At 42.5% G+C, this 21232-nt stretch carries 17 protein-coding genes; 14 read left to right on the forward strand and 3 right to left on the reverse strand.

Annotated elements, in window-relative coordinates; all coding sequences use genetic code 11:
* Positions 1–171: 171 nt before the first annotated feature.
* Both G603_RS0106840 and G603_RS0106845 read left to right on the forward strand, forming a co-directional pair.
* On the forward strand, positions 172–1650 hold the full coding sequence (locus G603_RS0106840; RefSeq protein WP_026524434.1) for an L-fucose/L-arabinose isomerase family protein: 1479 nt from the start codon (positions 172–174) through the stop codon (positions 1648–1650).
* Positions 1651–1815: 165 nt separating this feature from the next.
* Positions 1816–2787, forward strand: a complete 972-nt coding sequence (locus G603_RS0106845; RefSeq protein WP_026669739.1) for a D-2-hydroxyacid dehydrogenase — start codon at positions 1816–1818, stop codon at positions 2785–2787.
* A gap of 98 nt (positions 2788–2885) precedes the next feature.
* Here G603_RS0106845 and G603_RS0106850 read toward each other — a convergent pair whose 3' ends face one another.
* On the reverse strand, positions 2886–3821 hold the full coding sequence (locus G603_RS0106850) for a hypothetical protein (protein ID WP_155832632.1): 936 nt from the start codon (positions 3819–3821) through the stop codon (positions 2886–2888).
* Positions 3822–3944: 123 nt separating this feature from the next.
* Positions 3945–4265, reverse strand: coding sequence for a helix-turn-helix domain-containing protein (locus G603_RS0106855; RefSeq protein ID WP_026669741.1), 321 nt, complete (start codon positions 4263–4265; stop codon positions 3945–3947).
* A 273-nt stretch (positions 4266–4538) separates the two neighbouring features.
* Between G603_RS0106855 and G603_RS0106860 the strand changes: the two genes are divergently transcribed.
* From G603_RS0106860 to arcC, 11 genes are all read left to right on the forward strand, one after another.
* Positions 4539–7934: an Ig-like domain-containing protein gene (locus tag G603_RS0106860; protein ID WP_026669742.1), complete on the forward strand. Its 3396-nt coding sequence runs from the start codon at positions 4539–4541 to the stop codon at positions 7932–7934.
* A gap of 176 nt (positions 7935–8110) precedes the next feature.
* Positions 8111–8677 (forward strand): Uma2 family endonuclease, encoded by a 567-nt coding sequence (locus G603_RS19555; protein WP_051207576.1) that lies wholly within the window; start codon positions 8111–8113, stop codon positions 8675–8677.
* 138 nt (positions 8678–8815) lie between these two features.
* Positions 8816–10042, forward strand: coding sequence for a UTP--glucose-1-phosphate uridylyltransferase (locus G603_RS0106870; protein WP_026669743.1), 1227 nt, complete (start codon positions 8816–8818; stop codon positions 10040–10042).
* 26 nt (positions 10043–10068) lie between these two features.
* On the forward strand, positions 10069–11085 hold the full coding sequence (gene galE, locus G603_RS0106875; RefSeq protein WP_026495829.1) for a UDP-glucose 4-epimerase GalE: 1017 nt from the start codon (positions 10069–10071) through the stop codon (positions 11083–11085).
* Positions 11086–11094: 9 nt separating this feature from the next.
* Positions 11095–11373 (forward strand): hypothetical protein, encoded by a 279-nt coding sequence (locus tag G603_RS0106880; RefSeq protein WP_026495830.1) that lies wholly within the window; start codon positions 11095–11097, stop codon positions 11371–11373.
* Positions 11374–11591: 218 nt separating this feature from the next.
* Complete coding sequence (locus G603_RS21400; RefSeq protein WP_051207578.1) at positions 11592–13409, forward strand: S1C family serine protease; 1818 nt, start codon at positions 11592–11594, stop codon at positions 13407–13409.
* A gap of 162 nt (positions 13410–13571) precedes the next feature.
* On the forward strand, positions 13572–13961 hold the full coding sequence (locus G603_RS0106895; RefSeq protein WP_026495831.1) for a hypothetical protein: 390 nt from the start codon (positions 13572–13574) through the stop codon (positions 13959–13961).
* Between the two features lie 85 nt (positions 13962–14046).
* A complete protein-coding gene (locus G603_RS0106900) occupies positions 14047–14568 on the forward strand; it encodes a hypothetical protein (RefSeq protein WP_026495832.1) in 522 nt (173 codons plus the stop codon).
* A 30-nt stretch (positions 14569–14598) separates the two neighbouring features.
* Positions 14599–15330 (forward strand): DUF975 family protein, encoded by a 732-nt coding sequence (locus tag G603_RS0106905; RefSeq protein ID WP_026669744.1) that lies wholly within the window; start codon positions 14599–14601, stop codon positions 15328–15330.
* 23 nt (positions 15331–15353) lie between these two features.
* Positions 15354–17270 carry a glycoside hydrolase family 2 protein gene (locus G603_RS0106910; RefSeq protein ID WP_026669745.1) on the forward strand — a complete coding sequence of 639 codons (1917 nt, stop codon included), beginning with the start codon at positions 15354–15356 and terminating at the stop codon, positions 17268–17270.
* Positions 17271–17320: 50 nt separating this feature from the next.
* Positions 17321–18256, forward strand: coding sequence for a carbamate kinase (gene arcC / locus G603_RS0106915; RefSeq protein ID WP_026669746.1), 936 nt, complete (start codon positions 17321–17323; stop codon positions 18254–18256).
* Here the strand turns inward: arcC and clpX are convergent.
* A complete protein-coding gene (gene clpX / locus G603_RS0106920) occupies positions 18246–19691 on the reverse strand; it encodes an ATP-dependent Clp protease ATP-binding subunit ClpX (protein WP_026669747.1) in 1446 nt (481 codons plus the stop codon). The two genes, arcC and clpX, sit on opposite strands and share 11 nt — an antisense overlap.
* A gap of 146 nt (positions 19692–19837) precedes the next feature.
* Between clpX and G603_RS0106925 the strand changes: the two genes are divergently transcribed.
* Positions 19838–21193 carry an MATE family efflux transporter gene (locus G603_RS0106925; RefSeq protein WP_026669748.1) on the forward strand — a complete coding sequence of 452 codons (1356 nt, stop codon included), beginning with the start codon at positions 19838–19840 and terminating at the stop codon, positions 21191–21193.
* The last annotated feature ends 39 nt before the right edge of the window (positions 21194–21232 follow it).

Here is a 21232-nt window from a genome sequence, read left to right on the forward strand (position 1 = left end):
ATATTTTGTCTCTTAAATATGTGAAATATGTCGTGTTGACAAAGCAGGCTACAAAACTTATGATTTAGTAGATGTGTGAACGTACACACATTTTTAAAAAGTTACTTTTTCGCAGTTTTTGTAAAACTGCAAAGCAATAAACACATTCAAAAAGGGTAGGAGGATAAAAGAATGAATAACATGCCCCAGGCTAAAATTGGTATCGTTGCAGTCAGCCGTGACTGTTTCCCGGCATCACTTGCAATCAATCGTAGAAAGGCACTTGTAGAGAGCTACACAAAGCTCTTCAACAAGGATGATATTTATGAGTGCCCTGTTTGTATCATCGAGAGCGAGACTCAGACACTTGAGGCTCTTGAGGATGTAAAGAAGGCTGGATGTAACGCACTTTGCGTATATCTTGGTAACTTCGGTCCTGAGATTTCAGAGACACTTCTTGCTGAGAAGTTTGGTGGTCCTGTAATGTTCTGTGCAGCTGCAGAGGAGTCACAGAATGACCTTATCGATGGTAGAGGAGATGCTTACTGCGGAATGCTTAACGCAAGCTACAACCTTCACCTTCGTAACGTAAAGGCATATATTCCTGAGTATCCTGTAGGAACAGCTGATGAGTGCGCTAAGATGATCAACGAGTTCGTTCCGATCGCAAGAGCACTTTATGGTCTTTCAGAGCTCAAGGTTATCAGCTTCGGTCCTCGTCCGATGAACTTCCTTGCTTGTAACGCTCCTATTCAGCAGATCTACAACATGGGTGCTGAGATTGAAGAGAACTCAGAGCTTGATCTTTTCGAGAGCTTCAACAAGCACGCTGGTGACGCTAGAATCGCTGACGTTGTTGCAGACATGGAGAAGGATCTTGGCGCAGGCAACAAGAAGCCTGAAATCCTTTCCAAGCTTGCTCAGTATGAGCTTACACTTCTTGACTGGATCGAGGAGCACAGAGGCGGTAAGAAGTATGTATGTATCGCTGGTAAGTGCTGGCCTGCATTCCAGACACAGTTTGGTTTCGTTCCCTGCTATGTAAACAGCCGTCTTACAGGCCGTGGAATTCCGGTATCATGTGAGGTTGATATCTATGGTGCAATCTCAGAGTTCATCGGAACATGCATCTCCGGCGACGCTGTTACACTTCTTGATATTAACAACTCTGTACCTGCTGATATGTACGAAGAGTCCATCAAGGGCAAGTTCGACTACAAGCACACAGACACATTCATGGGCTTCCACTGCGGAAATACATGCACAAGCAAGCTTTCAAGCTGCGAGATGAAGTTCCAGAGAATCATGGCTAGAAACCTTCCTGAGGAAGTTACACAGGGAACACTTGAAGGTGACATCATGCCCGGTGATATCACATTCTACAGACTGCAGAGCACATCTGATAACCACCTTAAGGCATACGTTGCACAGGGTGAGGTTCTCAATGTTCCTACAAGATCCTTCGGTGGTATCGGTGTATTCGCTATTCCTGAGATGGGAAGATTCTACAGACACATCCTTATCCAGCACAACTTCCCTCATCACGGAGCAGTTGCTTTCGGTCACTTCGGAAAGGCACTCTTCGAGGTATTCAAGTATGTTGGCGCAGAAGTAATCGGCTACAACCAGCCTGCATCACTTCCTTATCCTACAGAGAATCCTTTCGCTTAATTGCAGGGTAAGAATAATCTTTCTATAAAGCTTAATGAAGCACCTCTCGAAACGGTATATCCTTTCGGGAGGTGTTTTCCTTATGTATAACTTTATAAGTTGTATACAATATAGTTTGCGTTGTGGTAGAATCGAAGGAACATGAAACAGTGAGAGGAGCAGATTATGAAAATAGTAGCGGCAGAAATAGACAGCGTCGGAAATGACATTGATTACAGCGAACTGGAAGGCCTTGGGGATGTGACCTTTTATAAGGATAAGATAACACCGGAGAATGCGGCGGAGCGCCTTACTGGGATAGAAATCCTTTGCATCAATAAGTCTAAGATAACCCCTGAGATATTAGATAAAGCGCCGGACTTAAAGCTTATATGCGAGTTTGCTACAGGCTTTGACAATGTGGATATAAAGGCTTGTTCAGAAAGAGGAATAAAGGTTGCTAACGTTGCAGGCTATTCTACAATGTCTGTCGCCCAGCATACCTTTGCACTCCTCTTATATATCATGGAGTCATTAAAAGAATATGATGAATTCGTAAAAAGCGGAGAATTTGCTGCTCAGGAGCACTTCTGTAAGCTTGACATTCCCTTCCATGAAATCGATGGTCTCACCTGGGGCATCATCGGTATGGGTAACATCGGAAGTAAGGTGGCCCAGATAGCTACTGCATTTGGAGCAAAGGTAATTTTCTATTCCGCATCCGGAAGATGTGAGCACACAGAGAAAGACGCTCAGTATGAGATGGTCAGCTTTGATGAACTGCTTAAGAGAAGCGATATACTTTCTCTTCACTGTCCTCTTACAGACAATACCAGAAATATCATCGACAAGGCTGCCCTTCAAAAAATGAAAAAGTCAGCCATTCTCATAAATGTTGCTAGAGGCCCGGTCGTTAATGAAGAGGATCTTACGCAGGCTCTTCTTACCGGAGAGATCGCTGCTGCAGGTCTTGATGTTCTTACCGTGGAACCCATGAGAAAAGACAGTCCATTCCTTCAGATTCAGGACAGTAAGAAGCTTTTTATAACTCCCCACATGGCATGGGCCAGCGTAGAAGCCAGAAGCAGATGTGTAGGTGAAGTTGCCAAAAACATAGTGGCCTTTAGAAACGGCGAAGAGAGAAATATTGTTAATTAAAATCTTTTGCTTACAGTAAACAAGTATAAAAAAACTCCTGTAGAGGTCATTTAATATGACATTCTACAGGAGTTTTCAATGCAAATTTTTATTTAGGGTTACTTGGCTGCCATTTTGGAAGTAATCAGTGCATCAGCTTCTTCCTCTGAGTAATCATAATTCTCCATGAGCTCCTCTTTTATGGAATCAGGTGAATCATTATGTTTGACAGCATAGGAAACGAACTTTTCTGCATTTTCTTTTAATACCTTGGCTCTGACTTCTGCCTGCCATTCTCTTTTCATAACAATCTCTCTATCCCAGGCTTTCATATAGTGTGAACTCACCTCCGATCTGTTTTTGACTTCAGATACTATGTTATCAAGTGAAATTACTCTCTCGTTATGATCTGATGGTAGTGTTCCATCTACTATGTATTTTAGCATTTCCTCTAAGTCTTTGCCATAAGTCTGATCCTTGGTTATGACATTGTTGCTACCGTAAGCATAGAGAAAAATGTTAAGTCGTCCATCCTCATATTCTATGTGGGGATGTGTCTTCAAATGCATTTTGGCTGCATAGTACATATCACCTGCAAGAAATGGATCATAGGACAAAATGGTCACAGAAACATAATCGGGAAGTTCTCTGTAGTCTGTACTTGAAGGAAGAGTGCGTTCATCCGACAAGGCAGAGTAATATCGCTGTCTTCTCGGAAGCGATAATCTATCGCTCTCTCGATCCTCAATTTCGAGATCATAAATTGTGACACTAAGATCGGATGATTCAGGTACAGGTTTTATCTGAGCATCAAATCGTATGCCGTGCAATCCCCAATCAATTCCAAGAAAAGTTTTTTGAGGTGTAACCTCGATGTCGGAAATCTCTTGGCCAAGTACCGTTGACAGTATGATTCCGGCAACGGTTTTAGCCCGTTCATTGTCCTCCATTACACTGTCAAAGAGGAATCCGTTAATGAGATTCATAGATCGAACAGCCTTCTGGGCCTCTTCAAGAGTGATGCGACGCAAGAGCGCCGTTTTGTTGTTTTTCATAGAATTCCTTTCTATACATGCTTCTCCGGGCTTGTAAAAAGGAAAGTGAAATCATATGGAGGATAATTTAGCAGATTAAGAAGGTGCAGTCAATAAAAAAGCGTTTTTACAGGAATGGGATAATCATTCGTGTAAAAACGCATCAATCACAGTGTTGACAGCCTTCTTTTGGGAATCTGTCAGTACAAGATATTTAGAATTTAAGTCGGCCAGTTCTTCAGTAATCTGACCCTTTTCTAGCTGTTCTGAATCGCTGAAAAACTCAGCAAGGGTAATGCCAAAAACATCACACATGAGCTCTATCTTATCAAGTCCAGGGTACCTGTTATGCGAGTACCAGGTAACGATAGTTGTTTGAGGAACGCCGGAAAGCTTCGCAAGCTTGTAGACAGAAAGCCCTCTGGATTCCCGTAGTTCTGTAATTCTGCCAAGAGCATCAAACATTCTACATCGTCCTCCATCAGTTAATAGAAATTTTATTATTGTTATTATTTTATGAAATAATACGGAAAATGAACATATGTCGTGATTGCGATATACAAAAAACACAATATATAGTGCTGTTTATACTTATTTTATCTATATAAGAAAATTTTAATACGCCAACGCGATTTACAACAGCATGTATGCGCGATAGAATAACACATAGATGCGATATATCGAGAAACGTAAACGCGATATCGCAAACACGAATTTTTTATGAAGGGAGAATAAAACATGAGGAAAAACAAAAAGATATGGTCATGGGCACTGGCCGGTGCATTGGCTGTAAGTAACCTGAGCGGTGTAGTTGCAGCTCCATTCACGACTATTGTGGCACAGGCGGCCGATCATGAAGAAGGAGACTTGCAATTTAATGCTGAAAGTTACGATCTTCCTACAGGAGATTCTACTAGATCACTGAGAACTGCACTACAAATATATAAAGAAGAGGAAAGGCGATTCGTTGGAATTACTGATGAGGTAGTAGAGTTCAGTATTGAGCAGACAGGTGATGTGATTGTACTTTCAGATCAAGGAGAAGTATCTGTAAAAAATCAAACATTACCAACAACGGAGGCAACTGCTACCGTAACAGCGACAGTAGGTCAGAAGAGTACTACTGCTATTATAGTTGTTCCTGCTGCTACACCTACAGCAACACTTACAAACTTCACAATTGCTAATAAGAGAGCACAAGGTCAGACAAGTGACGTTAAGTATATTCCGGATAGTGATCTTAAAGCATCTGTAACCGGATATGGAGCTGAAGGACTTAACCTCACAGTTACCGAAACTTATGATATCACCGGCGGTACAGGAGACACATTTGCATATTCCTTTACCAAGGGTGAGGATGATGCTACTGATGTATTTGATGTGAATGACACTGCTGGATGGACAGTTGCTGATAAGACAGCAACCAAGGATATCAATATAGAGGTTAAAGATCTTCAAGCAAGTGCAGTAGGAAATTATACATTTGCTGCTTATATTGATAAAGATGGTGAAGAGGGATATGACGAAGAAGATGATTTATTCCTTAATGAATATTCATTCTCTGTAGTTGGATCACCTGAAGGCACTTTCGAGATTAAGGATAAAAATGCTGATGAGCCTCAAGCTATTGATGTAAATGGGCAGGTACAGCTTAAGGTTTGGAATAAAGGAAAACCTGTAGACAATTCAAAACTTAAGTGGTCTTCAAGTAGTAAAGAAAATGTAACGGTAACCGATGCAGGTCTCGTAACTGGTGTCAAAGCTGGTACAACGGCAGATGTAGGCGCTACATACACTATTAATAATGACTTGTCATTAAAAGTAGATCCGGTAGAAATAAGTGTTAATGCTTTGCCGCCTGAAATAGAAGATGAGTATGTACTGACTTTTGATGGTGTAGATGTACCAATGTCAAATGGTGAGGTTGAGATAGAAGAAGGAACCTCAGCAGATGTTATTCTTTCTTATGGTCATGAGGGAGCTTTTGAGCCTGTTTCAGTGTCTTGGAAGAGCACTAATACAAGTAAAGTAACAGTTAGCGGAAATGAAATTACTGGTGTTGCAGCTGATGCTGATGGCATCATAATTACAGGTACATACAAGGATCAAGAAGATAACACCAGATCTGTATCATTTAAAGTAGTAGTAACTGAAAAGGATGTACCTCAGCCAGCTATACCCACATATTATATTGATGGGGAAATTGACGATGCAATAAGTCTGTTCCCTGGCGATACAGCTCAGTTAGATTACATGAATGATGATGGCACTGCAATTGAAGGCAATATCTCATGGACAGTAGTAAGCGGACCTGGAACTGTTGACTCAAATGGTCTTGTAACAGTTGATGAAGAAGCGACTGCAGGAGCTGTAATAGAAGTACAGGCATCTGTTGATAACATATCAGTTGGAGGCGTGGTTACCATAACTGTAGCAGCGGATGTATATGCAATACAAGCAGACAAATATGAATTATATTTTGGAGAAAGTGCTACACTTACAGCTACATATAATGGCAAGCCTTTCACAGGTGGAACATTTGTATTTGCAGGGGATGCAGAACATAAAACTGATTTCTTTAAATTATCTGGAAATACAATTGAGGCTATAGCAGCAACGAGTGGTGCTATTACAACTAAAGTTGTATTAAAAGTAGGGGAAACAGTAAAAGGAAATCCGATTGAGATTAAATTATTAGCAGATGATCTTAAGGCGGAGTCAAATGTAACTGGAACTGATGATTGGAACATAACCGGTACAGCAGCAACAGCTACCATCAATAGCCTTGAGATTGGTGAGACAGTTGAAATTTCAGCGGTATATGGTACTGAAGATCTCACTAATAAGATGAAATGGTCATCTGATAATGAAGCAATCGAGAAAACAGGTAATGGTACTTTTAAAGCTATTGATGAATATGTTGGAAATATAGTTCTTAAGGGCGAATATAAAGTTATTCCTCAAGAAGGTGAAGGTGATGCTACAGTATTTAGTGTAACCTTGACAGTCAAGAAGGTTGTTCTTAGTACAGGTGCAGCAGAGGCGGCAGAGAATATCGAGAATAAGGCTGCTGAAGCTGACGAAAATGCGAATGCAGCAACTAAGAGTGCAGGCGATGCTATTAAGGCAGCAGAAGATGCAAAGGATAATCCTACAGCAGAGAATCTTCATGCAGCTGAAAGCGCTTTGGAAAAGGCAAAGAGTGAACTTAGCGCAGCAGAAGATGCTCTTAAAGCAGCACAGAATGCACTTGACGAAGTATGGGATGAAGATGCAGATGAATCTAAAGCTGGATATTCAGATTCTGCGAAGGCAGCAGTAGCTGAAGCAGCACAAAGAGTAAAAGATGCAAGAGAAGCAGTTGAAGAAGCGTCTGACAAAGTAGGCGAAGCTCAGGAAGCATTTGATGAACTTGCACCTGAAATTGAGAAACTTAAGGTTAAGGAAGCAGCTATCGCAGCAGCTAATACTGCAGCAGCAACAGCAGAAGCTACACCTACAGAAGAGAACATCAAGGCAGCTCAGGATGCCGTAGCAGCAGCTAAGGCTAAGGGCGCACAAGATGCAGAACTTAAGGAAGCAACAGATAAGATTGCTAAGGCTATTGATGAGAAGAAGAAGCAGGATGAGCAGAAGTCTGACGGCTCTGCACAGGGAACACCTGCACCTAAGGGAAGCGCACTTAAGGATGCAGATGGTAACGAGACAGGATTCGTTGTAACTGATGCAACACCCGGCAAGGCAACAGCTGCTTATAAGGGCACTGCAGCAGATAAGACAAAGAAGAAAGTCACAATTCCTGCAGTTACAAAGGACCAGAATGGTAACAAGTATACAGTAACAGCAATCGAGCAGAAGGCATTTGCCGGCACAAATGTTGAGACTGTAACAGCTCCTAACACTGTAAAGATCTTCAAGAAGAATGCTTTTAAGGGCAGTAAGGTAAAGAAGGTCATTATCAAGGTTAAGAAGAATGCTAAGGCTAAGGATTATAAGTTCAATAAGAACTGCTTTAACACTGGCAAGAAGATAACTATTGTTGTTAAGTGCACTAATAAGACTCTCAAGAATGATGTTACTAAGAAGTTCAATAACAAGAAGTGCATTAACAAGAAAAAGACCACAATTAAGTAATATTCTCCATCATAAGGAGTATTTTGTGACACACTTCATGGAAGGGGCGGACAGCTTTGTCCGCTCTTTCTATTTACAAAAGTATAAATAAAGATATAATAGTATATAAAAATATATAAATGTATTGCATTAGATATAAATTATTCAGGAAATATATGCAATATAGGAGGGGTTAAATGAACCGCAAAACAGTTATTGATTATTACGCTCTGCCGGATGAGATTAGGGTTGAGCTCATAGATGGGGAGTTTTTCGAGGTGCCAAGGAGAGGGGCGCTTCATCAGGATATAGCATCATATCTTCATGTTGTAATAGGAAGATATATTTTTGAGCAAAGGCTGGATGTGAAATTGTATGAGGCATCAGTAAGCGTCATGGTGGCATGTGATGACTACAATATGGTAGAGCCGGATCTGATGATCGTGTCCGATAAGAGTATGGTAGGCGGCGTGGAGATATATGGAGCACCGGATTATATTATTGAGATAGTATCGGATGTTACCAGAGAGAGGGATCTTAAATCCAAGGTGAAACTGTACCATGATTCTGGGGTGAAGGAATATTGGGCAATTGATCCTTTGGCAGGGAATCTGTATAAATATTTATTTATAGAAGGAACAGATAAACCGGAGGTTCTGAATTTTGAAGGCTCTGTCCCTGTCAGCATATTTGATGGCAGGCTCAGTGTGGATTTATCCGGGATAAGGGACATCGTAGAAGAACATAACAGAATTCCTGTTTAAATTATTTATTTGTCTTTACCGAATACCTGAGCTATCATATAATAGGTTTTCAAATAGAAATAACACTCTACAGAAATACTTATATAGATAGGGCATAACCTTAGCCTGTAGACTGTAATAAGTAAAAGGAGAAAAAATATGACTTTAGAAGAAGCAAAGAAGAAGCTGGAAGCGAACGGACAGATGCATGTCCTTAAGTACTATGACGAGCTTACAGGCTCAGAGCAGGAAGCTCTGCTCCAGCAGATCGATGAGACAGATTTCGAGGTCCTTAAGAATGCCAAGAATCTTGGTAAGGGCTCAGAGAGAGGTAAATTCGAGCCTCTTGCATGCATGCAGCTCTCAGAGATCGAGAAGAGAAAAGATGAGTTTAACGCTATCGGTACAGAGGCTATCAAACAGGGTAAAGTTGCAGCATGCCTTCTTGCCGGCGGTATGGGAACAAGACTTGGTTCTGATGACCCCAAGGGTATGTATAACATCGGTCTTACAAAGGAAGTATTTATCTTCCAGAGAATTATCGAGAACCTTCTTGATGTAGTTAATGCTACAGGTACATGGATTCATCTTTTCATTATGACCAGTGAGAAGAACCATGAGAAGACAGTGAAGTTCCTCACTGAGAAGAACTTCTTTGGATATAATGCAGAAAAGGTTACCTTCTTCAAGCAGGATATGGCTCCTGCATCAGATTATGAAGGTAAGGTATATATGGAAGCGAAGGGACGTATTTCTACATCTCCTAACGGAAATGCAGGTTGGTTTTCTTCTATGATTAAGGCAGGTCTTGATAAGACTCTTCATGCTGAGGGCATTGAATGGGTTAACATCTTCGCAGTTGATAACGTACTTCAGAGAATCTGCGATCCCTGCTTCGTTGGTGCTACAATCGCCCAGAAGGCAGAGGTTGGCGCTAAGGTTGTTAAGAAGAACGCTCCCGATGAGGGTGTTGGCGTTATGTGTCTTGAGGATGGCAGACCTTCAATCGTTGAGTACTATGAGCTCACTCAGGAGATGATGGATGCTAAGGACGAGGCAGGAGAGCCTGCTTACAACTATGGTGTTATCCTTAACTACCTCTTCAACGTACCGGCACTTGAGCGTATTGCCAAGAACGAGCTTCCTCTTCACGTAGTTGAGAAGAAGATTCCTTATATAAATGAGAACGGAGAGCTTATTAAGCCCGAGACTCCTAACGGATGCAAGTTTGAGCAGCTGGTTCTTGATATGATCCATGAGCTTGCAAGCTGTGTTCCTTACGAGGTTGTTCGTGAGTATGAATTCGCGCCTATCAAGAACAAGACAGGTAAGGATTCAGTTGAGTCTGCAAGAGAGCTCTGCAAGAAGAATGGAATTGAACTTTAATTGAGGGTATTTTGGGAGGACAAAGAATGGCTATTTTAGTAACAGGTGGTGCCGGATACATTGGCAGCCACACAGTAGTAGAACTTCAGAATGCTGGATATGATGTAGTAGTAATGGATAACCTTGCTAACGCAAGTGAGAAGGTTCTTGGCCGTGTTGAGGCTATCACAGGCAAGAAGGTTCCTTTCTACAAGGCAGATATCCGCGACAGAGAAGGCCTTGAAGAGATCTTCACAAAGGAAAAGATTGACAGCGTTATTCATTTTGCAGGTCTTAAGGCTGTTGGTGAGTCAGTTCAGAAGCCTTGGGAGTACTATGATAACAACATCACAGGAACACTTACCCTTGTTGATGTAATGAGAAAGCATGGATGCAAGAATATCATTTTCTCATCATCTGCAACAGTATATGGTAATCCTGCATTTATTCCGATTACTGAGGAGTGTCCTAAGGGACAGTGCACCAACCCTTATGGTTGGACCAAGTCAATGCTTGAGCAGGTTCTTACAGATATTCAGTTTGCTGATAAGGAGTGGAATGTAGTTCTTCTTAGATACTTCAACCCTATCGGAGCACACAAGAGCGGTACTATAGGTGAGAACCCCAATGGTATCCCCAACAACCTTATGCCTTACATCACACAGGTTGCTGTTGGTAGACTTCCGAAGCTCAACGTATTCGGTAATGACTACGATACACCCGATGGAACAGGTGTCCGCGATTACATTCATGTAGTAGACCTTGCTGTTGGCCACGTTAAGGCTCTTAAGAAGCTTGAGCCCGGCAGCGGACTTAACATCTACAACCTTGGAACAGGAGTTGGATATAGCGTTCTTGATATCGTTAAGAATTTCGAGGAAGCTAACGGTGTTAAGATTCCTTATGAGATTCAGCCCAGACGTGCAGGAGATATTGCTACATGCTACTCAAATGCAGATAAGGCTGAAAAAGAGCTCGGCTGGAAGGCAGAGAACGGAATCCGTGAGATGTGTGAAGACTCATGGAGATGGCAGAGCCAGAATCCTAACGGATATGAGGAATAATTGCAACCTATGTTTAGATTATGGATCAGGCTGATTAACGACAATCACCTTATAAAGGATATGACTGTTGAAGATAACACCATGGATACAAGGACCCATAAAGTGAAAAATGCATTGGAGAAGGCCTGCTATGAGTTTGACCTTAGTAAGCCTATATGGCTTAAGTCCACTGTGCATGATTTTCAGCTGCACAGCAAATGCAGATTTACAAAGGATGCATTTATTGAAGAAGTGCCATTCGATTACATGGAGATCCAGGTAATAGAGGAAGATGACTTCTATTATTGATGTCGCGAAATAGCGCATAAATACTGACAAAGCATATAAATATTTCCCGGAACTGAGATTGAACATTATGTTTAAATTTAGTTTTGGGAAATATTTTTTTGATACTTTTATCACAATTTCGTCACAATCTCTGCCTATACTGATACCATACAAGGAAAAGAAAAACAGCATGGATAACATAAAAACAACAATTTATCAAAGAAAAGAGGTAATGAACCATGTTTGATAATGAAAATACTAACGATCAGCAGATGGGCACAAATTCATCTGAGCCCACTAACAACACAAGTTACGGCCAGAGCAATTATGGCAGCTTCTCAGGAGGTTCTTATAATGGGACACCTTCCGGAAACTATAATTCAGGAAGTTATAACTCCGGCAGCTATAATTCAGGCAGCTACAGCCAAGGAACCATGAACGGAAATTACGGCTCAGCAAATACCGGAACACCGAATTATACAACAGGCGGTCAGGGAAGTTATAACGGCGGAACCTATGGTACATATCAGTATGGCAGCTATCAGCCGGCAGGCGGAGCACAGCCTCCGAGAAAAGGTGGAAAGGGCAAGAAAGCAGCTATCGTAATCGCTGCAACACTTATCCTTGCACTTGGACTTGGTGCCGGATATTACAGCATGACAAGGATCAGCGATAAGCTCATTGAAGCTAAGGGCGATGAAGATGATGATGAGATCGCTGCAGCAAATGAGTCAGGTGAAGATGCAGACGCTTCCGAAGATGCTGATGAGGATGCTGCAGATGCTTCTGAGGAAGATGCTGATGCTATAGGTGATTCCGGAGACACAGGAATCGCTTCAACCGGTGTAGTATCAGATTCTGCGATCATTACAACAGATGTTACTCAGGTGGTTGCAAAGGCAATGCCTGCAATGGTATCCATCAATAACAACTACACTCAGTCAATGTCTTATTTTGGACAGAAGTACAGCCAGGAGCTTACAGCATCAGGATCAGGCTTCATAGTTGGTACAAATGATACAGAGCTTCTCATAGCAACAAACTATCATGTAATTGAAGGTGCAGACACACTTGAGGTTCAGTTTGTAAATGAGAAAACTGCAAATGCTGAGGTTAAAGGTACTGATGCAAATATGGATCTTGCTGTAATAGCAGTAAGACTTGAGGACCTTGAAAGTGATACAAAATCTGCTATAGCAATTGCTGAGCTTGGCGATTCAGACTCTCTTGTACTTGGAGAACCCGCTATTGCAATTGGTAATGCGCTTGGATATGGTCAGTCTGTAACTACAGGTGTTATAAGTGCACTTAACCGTGTTATCGAGCTGGATGATTCTAAAGAAGGCACATTTATCCAGACAAATGCTGAGATCAATCCCGGTAACTCCGGCGGAGCACTGCTCAATATCAAAGGTGAGGTAGTAGGAATTAACTCAAACAAGATCGGCGGAGATACAGTAGAAGGTATGGGATATGCTATTCCGATTTCTACAGCAAAGCCCATCATTGAGCAGCTCATGACAGAGAAAACACGTGCAAAGATTGACGAGGATTCAAGAGGATACATCGGAATATCAGGTGTCAGTGTAACATCTGAGGTTTCAGAGATGTATGGACTTCCTCTGGGAGTATATGTAGCAGCTGTTACAGAAGACGGTGGCGCTAAGGCAGCCGGCATCGCAGAAGGCGACATCATCACCAAGTTTGATGGAAAAGAGATTTCATCAATGGCGGATCTTCAGAACAGACTTGCATATTATGAAGCAGGAGAGGTTGTAACAGTTACAATAGAAAGACAGTCATCCGGCGGATATCAGGAGCAGGAGGTTCAGGTAACACTTGGAACAAAGCAGACTGTAGAAGATGCAAACCAGAACGGAACTGAGGGTAAGACCTATGACGGAGAGCCCAAAGAGGATGCAATACCTGAGGATGGCCAGAATAATGAAGGTGGCCAGAACGGTGAAGGCGGTCAGAACGGTGAAGATGGCATGAACGGCGGAGATTTCGATATGTTTGAAAATCCCTTCGGCTTCCAGTTTAACTTTGGTAACTAATTGATAATTGAATCCCCAAAATAAGAAAATATCAGAATGCCCCACTACAGTGCATGTAGCGGGGCATTTGACTTAATTAAAATTTAATACACATTGAAGCGCATTTGATTTACACTTAAATTGAATTAATGCGATTAAACCGAAGCGGGAAGTAATTTTGAGATGATAGAAAGTTACGAATACAATAAAGAGCACAACACGATGAATCCGAGAGTTGCTTTTGCAACAGCTGCATTTATCATTAGTCTGATATCGGCAGCACTTTTACTCAGTGTATATTTTGCTATAATTCTGGGCGGAATCGCTATCGTGATGGCACTTCTATCAAGAGACTCTTCCGGAAAGCTCCTTCCTCAGGCCAGAAGGGCGATAATTTTTGGCTCGGTAGGGCTTATAGGTGGGTATTTTTTACTGGTTCAGGCAGTTATTTCCATGTTTGTGGATCCGGAAGTAAGGGCACTGGTTAACCAGTATTCACTTGCTATCAGTGGCGAGAGTTTCGATGATACTATTCAGGATTTGGAGAATAGTTTAGGAATTAAATTTGATTAAGTTTTGACGGAGATTGGCAGAGTGGGGGACTGCATAGGTACAGCTTTCTAGAGCCGCAGGATATATAGCGGAGGAAGGAGTGCTTATGAGTGGAATAGGTGCAATAGGATTTGGCGGCGGATACGTGCCGGGCTTTGGCTATCCCATGGGAATAGGCGGAGGAACCGGAGCTTCATCAGTGGGGGCTGAATCCAAGATTACTCTAAATCCCGGTGAAAGTGTTGAGAAGAGACCGGGGCTTAGATCTTCACCGGCAGAATGTGAGACCTGTAAAAACCGTAAATATCAGGACGGTTCTGATGAGATGGTCTCATTTAAATCGGCTGCCCATATTTCTCCTGAGGCTGCGCCTTCAAGGGTAAGAGCCCATGAGCAGGAGCATGTTTCCAATGCTTTTAAGAAGGCATCAGAGGGTGACGGTAAAGTCATCCAGGCTTCTGTAAAGCTTACTACTGCTGTGTGTCCTGAGTGTGGCAGGACATACGTTTCAGGCGGTTTGACCACAACACAGATTATGTATAAGAATGAGGACAATCCTTACCAGAAAAATAGGAAAGGTGCAGATGCGGCAGGTCTCGTAGGTGCCAATTTTGATGCAGGTGTTTAAAGCATTGGGATTGTCTGTGGAAAGGAATATATGAGACAACCCAAGAATGCAGACATGGTGAAGGCGACAGCAAGGGAGCGTCTTTACGGACAATATGGCACTACGATCGGTGCTGCTATTCTTTTTGCGGCGATTCAGCTGATAATTTCAAACATTGTAGTAGTAATGGTCAGCCCCAGTAATATTCTGACATATATCATTTATTTATTGTCCCTGTTTTTGGTGGACATCTTTTTGGGTGTCTTCTATTCGGGAATGGCATATCTTTACATGAACGTCATTTATGCTCAGCCGGTTTCTGCCAAGGATTTCTGGCACGGCTTTGCAAGTCATCCTGATAAGGCGCTTGTTTTGCAGATACCTTTTTCTGTGGCATACATGCTTCAGTCAGTACCGCTGTCTGTATGGCTTAATTTCTACAGAGAATCCGGAAATGTGATGATGAGAAATATCCTTATCGCCATAGCAGCGGTAGGGTTAGTTATGATGATAGCCTTCAATCTGGTGTTTTCACAGGTATTTTACCTGCTTCAGGATTTCCCGGATAAATCCCCCGAGGACATTTTCAGAATCAGTGCAGACCTTATGAATGGCAACAAATTCAGACTCTTTAAGCTTTATTTGAGCTTTATTCCGATGATTATTCTTGGAATATTGACGTTCTTTATCCCGCTTTTGTGGGTTAATGCCTACATGGAGGCTTCACAGGCCGCGTTTTACCAGGACCTTATCGCGGTTTCTTCACAGAACAGCATGGAATAAAAATACGGAGATTGTATTAAAATATGGACTTAATTGATGCTATTAAAGCTATAGATAAAACCCATGAGGATGACGTTTTAAAAAGACTCACAACTGTTTGGGGAGATTCCTTAAAAGAAGACGAGGTTTTGCAGGAATACCCAAGACCCCAGTTTAAAAGAGAAAGCTACATTAACCTCAATGGAATTTGGGAGTATGCTTTCTCAAACAAAGAGATCATGCCTGCAGCAATGGAAGGGAAAATTCTTGTTCCATTTTCACCGGAGGCTATTCTTTCAGGCGTTGAGAGACAGTTACAGCCGGATGAGACTCTCTTATATAAAAAGGAACTTAAAGGAATCCGCATTCCTGATGCAGACTCCAGAGTTCTTCTTCATTTTGGTGCAGTTGATCAAAAAGCCATTGTTTTTGTAAACAACGTACCTGTCGGCGCTCATCTGGGCGGCTATTTACCATTTACAATCGATATCACGGATTCACTTGAGAAATCGGAGGATGATCCCCTTTCTCTTTTTGGCGTGCTTACCGTTTTTGTAACTGATGACAGTGATACTTCATATCACAGCAGAGGTAAGCAGACCTTAAAGCGCGGCGGTATGTATTATACAGCTCAGAGCGGAATCTGGCAGACTGTGTGGATTGAGGTTGTTCCAAAGCTTCATATCACAGCCTACAGAATTATTCCGGACAGGGATCTTGCCCATGTGAATATTAAGATTTTCACAAATGGAGAGACTAAGGTTAAGCTTAGCGTAAAAGCAGCTGACAATGAGACTTTGATAGCTGAAGTTCAGGGGGATACCGTACCTGTAAGAGATGAGGGCAAACGTCATTCTCCTCACGAGCTTGGCAGATATTCACCGGATCTTGAGGATGGACACAGATCATCCCATGTTTACAGCTGCAGGATAAGCATTCCAAAGCCTCATCTGTGGAGTCCCGAGGATCCTTATCTTTATAACCTTGAAATAGAGGCAGAAAGCGATAAGGCAGAGTCATATTTTGCGATGCGCTCCTTTACAAGGCAGTTTGATGAGCAGGGTAATCCCAGATTTTTCCTGAATAATAAGCCTTACTTCTTAAACGGAGTTCTGGATCAGGGCTACTGGCCTGACGGACTTTATACGGCACCTTCTGATGAAGCGCTGATTTTTGATATTGTAGAGATGAAGAAGCTTGGTTTTAACATGCTTCGTAAACATATAAAAATTGAGGCTGCCAGATGGTACTACCACTGCGACAGACTTGGCATGGTGGTGTGGCAGGATATGGTCAGCGGAGGCTCATCCTACGCAAAGCCTGTTGTCAGCTACCTTCCGACGCTGTTTCCTGATGTGTTTGGCAGAATGCCGGATGGCCCCGTGAACTACAGGATGTTTTCAAGAGGCTCTGCGGATGGCAGAAAAGAGTGGACTCAGGAGATGGAGGATACCATCAAGACTCTTATAAATGTGCCAAGTATTGCAGTATGGGTTCTGTTTAACGAGGGCTGGGGACAGTTCAATGCTTCGGCAGCTACCATAAATGCCAGACAGTTTGAGGATGGAAGACTGATAGATCAGGCTAGCGGATGGTTTGATGAAAACGGCGGTGACTTCAGAAGTGTCCATAACTATTTCAGACCTCTTGAGGTTATCAAGGATAAGCACAAAAGAGCTTTTGTGATCTCAGAGTATGGCGGATATACCTGCTATATCAAGGGACACAGCAGTGTGGACAGGATTTACGGATATAAGAAATACGATTCTCCAGGCAGCTTTGCCAGGGCTTACAGAGACCTTATGAAGCTTGTTACAGAGAATCTGAAGGCAAAAGGCCTTGCCGGTGCTGTTTATACCCAGCTTTCCGATGTGGAGGAAGAGGTAAACGGAATTCTGACTTACGACAGAAGGCACAATAAATTAAAACTTGCCGGAAACCACAAAGCCACAAAGAGATAATATCTATGCTATAATTGACCTATTAAAAAACGCGGAGGAATAAACAGAGTATGGAAAACAAGAAGGCGGTTGTTTCACTTGGACATGAGGCACTTGGATATACCACTAACGAGCAGAAGGAAGCCGTTGGTGTTACAGCTAAAGCCCTTGCAGATCTTGCTCAGGCAGGATATCAGCTTAATATTACACACAGTAACGGACCTCAGGTCAGCATGATTCACAAGGCTATGACAGAGCTTCGTAGAATTTACATCGATTACACACCTGCACCTATGAGTGTCTGCAGTGCCATGAGCCAGGGTTATGTTGGCTACGACCTTCAGAATTCCCTTAAGAGTGAGCTCACAAGCCGCGGTATATCTACTCCTGTCAGCACAATCCTCACACAGGTTACAGTAGATCCTTATGATGAGGCATTCTATGAACCTACCAAGGTTATCGGAAGATATATGTCCAGAGAGGACGCAGATAATGAGATAAAGAAGGGCAACTTCGTTCAGGAGGTTCCTGGAAAAGGCTTCCTTAGAATTGTTGCTGCACCAAAGCCCATTGATATCGTAGAAATCGATACTATCAGAACACTGTCAGATGCAGGGCAGATAGTTATCGCCTGCGGCGGTGGCGGAATACCTGTAATTCAGCAGGGCCACGTACTTAAGGGTGCATCAGCAGTTATCGAGAAGGATGCAATAGCAGGAAAGCTTGCAACAGACCTCAAGGCAGACAAGCTCTTCATCTTTACTTCAGTTCCCTGTGTTTATAAGGATTTTGAAAAGGATACTCAGACTCCTATAGAGAAAATGACTGTAAGTGATGCAGAGAGATACATTAGTGAAGGACAATTTGGGGAAACAAATATGCTACCCAAGATAGAGGCTGCCATAGAGTTCCTTAAGAGTAATCCGGAAGGAACTGTTCTTATAACATCTCTGTCTGAGGTAGCAAATGCATTAAAGGGTAAGGCAGGAACATGCATTACTGCATGACATCGTGCCTGATCTCAATTTGAGGACCGCCTTTACCGCGGATATAATCACCGGTAATTGTTACGTGTCCGATGTTTTCATCCTTTGGTATCTCATACATAATATCGAGCATGAATTCTTCTATTATGGCCCGGAGCGCACGCGCTCCGGTGTCTTTTTCTAAAGCCTTTTCGGCAATAGCTTCAAGAGCATCGTCATTAAAATCAAGTTTTACTTCATCAAGAGCAAGGAGCTTCTGATACTGCTTCAAAATAGCATTCTTGGGCTCTTTTAATATCTCGATGAGCATATCCTTGGACAGACCCTTAAGAGTACAGATAATAGGAAGACGGCCAAGGAACTCAGGAATCATTCCGAATTTCTTAAGGTCATCAACTGTAACCTTGGTGATAAGGTCAGGGTCTTTGTCCCATTTATCCTTAAGGTCAGCATCAAAACCAATTGAGGTCTGCTTATTAAGGCGCTGCTTTATGATCTCGTCAAGATCCGGGAAAGCCCCGCCGCAGATAAAGAGGATATTTCTGGTGTTTACTGTAGCCATGGGAACCATAGCGTTTTTGCTGCTGGCACCTACAGGCACTTCTACATCAGCACCTTCAAGGAGTTTAAGCATTCCCTGCTGAACGGATTCGCCGCTTACATCTCTTGAAGTGGTGTTCTTTTTCTTGGCAATCTTATCTATCTCATCTATGAAGATGATGCCCTGCTGGGCCTTATCTATATCGTTGCCTGCTGCGGCAAGGAGCTTACTTACAACTGATTCGATATCATCACCGATGTAGCCTGCCTCTGTAAGGGATGTGGCATCTGTTATTGCCAGCGGCACATCCAGAAGTCTTGCAAGGGTTTTTACAAGATATGTCTTACCGCTTCCTGTGGGACCGATCATGAGAATATTGGACTTCTCGATCTCTATGTCATCCATGGTTCCTGTGGTAACTCTCTTGTAGTGGTTATATACCGCTACAGATATTATCTTTTTTGCCTGTTCCTGACCGATTACATAGTCATCAAGCTTTGCTTTTATCTTGTGAGGAGCAGGGATGTTCTCGATACTAAGCTCAGGTTTTACTTCAGGTTCTTCTTTTTTCTTCTTGATCTTCTGGGAGTTGGGGATTCCGCCTGTTCCCTGGAAGTTGGAAAAGTCCATGAAATTAAGACCGGGCATGCCTGTGTGCTTATTAAGCTCGTTCATAAGAGTAGGATTATTCAAAAGATTCTGATAATCAAACTGGCTGACTGTGTCCATGGTCTTGTGCATGCAGTCGTCGCATACGCAGATCCCGTTAGGAAGATGGAACATCTTGCCGGCCTTACTCTCAGGACGTCTGCACATGAAGCAGACATCTTCGTATTCAGGCTCTTTTTTATCGTTATTTTCATTATTTACGTTTCCGTTTATCTCGTCGATGTTGTTATTATTCTGATCACTCATAGCAGTTCTCCGTTTCTGTTAATACCAACTTAGATTATATGCGCAGCTTTCAGTATCTACAAGTGAAGAAAATATAAACTTACGGGTTTAGCTTTTGCCATTGAATTGTGCTAAACTTAAGCAGAGAAGAAAGAAGGTATTTAGAAATGGCAAAAACTACAACTAAAGACATGACGGAGGGGTCAATCATCAGGCAGATAATAATGTTTTCTCTGCCTCTTATGTTTGGAAACATATTCCAAATGCTCTACAACACGGTGGATTCCATCGTAGTCGGTAATTTCGTGGGAAAGGAAGCACTGGCGGCGGTTGGATCAACCACGATGATCGTGAACATGCTGGTGTTTTTCTTTAACGGGTTTTCAATCGGCGCAGGCGTCGTGATCTCCAGGTATTTTGGAGCAAAAGAACACGACAGGCTCCACAAAGCTATAGAGACCACCATGGCGACAACATTTATATTCTGTGTTCTTTTCACAATAATAGGAACTCTCGGAGTCGTACCGATGCTGAAGTTCATGGCGACGCCGGATGATGTAATGAGCGATGCCACAATATATTTAAAGACCTATTTCCTTGGATTTGCGGGACTTCTTATCTATAACATGGGAAGCGGAATCCTCCGCGCAGTGGGCGATACCACAAGACCGCTGATGTTTCTCATTCTGACAAGTATCATGAACATTATCCTGGATCTGTTTTTTGTAATAGGGCTAAAGGCGGGAATAGCAGGCGTTGCCTACGCTACTATAATCTCACAGGCGATATCGGCTATTCTTATTCTTGTTTTGCTGACAAGTGCAAATGATGTGTACAAGTTCGTGTGGAAGGACATTACGCTGGATCCTGCAATACTAAAGATGATCTTTATGGTAGGACTTCCTGCGGGAATTCAGTCTGTCATCACAGCATTCTCGAATGTTTTTGTGCAGTCCTATGTCAATCACTTCGGATCGAGCTGTATGGCGGGATGGAGCAGCTACAACAAGCTTGATACCTTTATAATGCTCCCTATGAGCAGTATGGCCATGGCAGCAACAACCTTTGTCAGCCAGAATATGGGAGCAGGCAAAAAAGAGAGAGCAGCAAGTGGCACAAGGACTACAGTTGTTCTGGCATCTGTGATAACCGCCATAATAGCACTGTTTTTGTATGTTTTTGCAGAACCTGCCATCAGGCTCTTTTCACAGGATATGTCCGTGGTGGAATACGGCGCGCTTTTCATTCATGCCAATGTTTTTTTCCTTATTGCAAACTGTGTAAACCACACCCTTGCAGGAGCACTGAGGGGCAGAGGCGATTCCAAGGGACCTATGGTCATAATGATCCTGTGTTTTGTGGTGATCAGGCAGATTTATCTTTTCGTGGTCACAAGATATGTGGCAAATACTGCGCTGCTTGTGGGACTTGGATACCCTGTTGGATGGGTTAGCTGCTGCATAGTTGAGGTATTGTACTACAGAATAAAGTGGGCGAGAAAAATAGAAATGGCAGCCGCTTAAATTTAACCGGAATTTATAGTATAGTAATACAATAGATTA

It is taken from the genome of Butyrivibrio sp. AE3006, assembly GCF_000424165.1.
Classification (GTDB): Bacteria; Bacillota; Clostridia; order Lachnospirales; family Lachnospiraceae; genus Butyrivibrio.